General features: G+C 40.7%; 2 protein-coding genes. Both read right to left on the bottom strand.

Annotated elements, in window-relative coordinates:
• Window positions 1-336: 336 nt before the first annotated feature.
• On the bottom strand, window positions 337-651 hold the full coding sequence (locus VTH8203_RS22215; RefSeq protein ID WP_096995612.1) for a helix-turn-helix domain-containing protein: 315 nt from the start codon (window positions 649-651) through the stop codon (window positions 337-339).
• Window positions 652-936: 285 nt separating this feature from the next.
• Window positions 937-1,087: transposase (locus VTH8203_RS22210; RefSeq protein WP_208617716.1), on the bottom strand; the 151-nt coding region annotated here is incomplete at its 5' end.

Raw genomic sequence — 1,087 nt, 5'->3', positions numbered from 1 at the left:
TCGGTCTCGACGACAGTAAACGTCAACAGTTTGAGTGGATTCATCGACCTTAATCGACTGGATTGCCTGCCCCTGAATATGTAAAAGCTGAGAAAGTAACTGGGTCAAAATAGGATTCATCCATACTGACTAAAAAAGGGTTATTAGTCAGTATGGTAGAAGTCATAAGTATTGCGTTATGACTCAACAAAGCGGAGAAGAGCCGATTTAGTAGGGCAAACGCACGCACCAAAAATGGGTAGAGCTTTAGCTCTGAACGATTTTGGGGCAAAGGTGTGTTTTGTCGGTTCGCATCACCTCTGCCAAGTGGACTGACAGAGTAAAAGCGAACAAACTTTATAGCTCAGCGATGTGCGACAGAGTTTCTAGGTGGCGCTGAACCAATTTTAGAAGAGTTACTGCTTGTCCATTTGGTGCGCTGCGCCCTTGTTCCCAGTTCTCTAACGTACGAGATGATGTGTGCAACAAACGAGCAAAAACACCACGAGACATATTAAAATGCTCTCGAATTCTCACGATTTCATCAGGTGAGATATTTAACTCACTGATGTCGTTAACTTGATGAGTTTTAAGGGTAAGCTTGCCCTCTGAATGCTCTTTAGCCTCAACAAGAGCTGAACTTAGCTCCGCAAATAGATCACGATTGCTCATTACGCCACGCCTCCATAAATAATGGTTTGTCATTGAAAAGCTATCTAATTCGTCGTATCTTAAACTCTATTGACAGGCAATATTTTAAATCAATAAAGTCTGTCCACTTTTACGAAAAAGTCGACGCCCTCAAATTATCTTTTCATTATATTTCAATAACTTAAATTCATCATTTTGCATCTTTCTCCAAAATATTTTAAAATCAATAGGTTATATATACTCCAATAAATCAAAACTACCGGTGAAACCGGTAGTATGATGAAAGCCCCTAGAAGGGGCTATGTTTTATAAGCCCGAGAGTCGCAACTGCTCTTGGCGTTTTTCTTCCGACTCCTGATTACGTATGTATTCACGAATCATCTGTTCATCGAGTCCTACTGTGCTAACACAGTAACCTCTTGCCCAGAATTTTCTCCCAGTAAAGTTACGTTTTACC

The organism is Vibrio thalassae (assembly GCF_900089835.1).
In the GTDB taxonomy this organism is placed as follows: Bacteria; Pseudomonadota; Gammaproteobacteria; order Enterobacterales; family Vibrionaceae; genus Vibrio; species Vibrio thalassae.
Note: the sequence above shows the minus strand (reverse complement) of the source record. Positions and strands in the feature narration are given on the sequence as shown.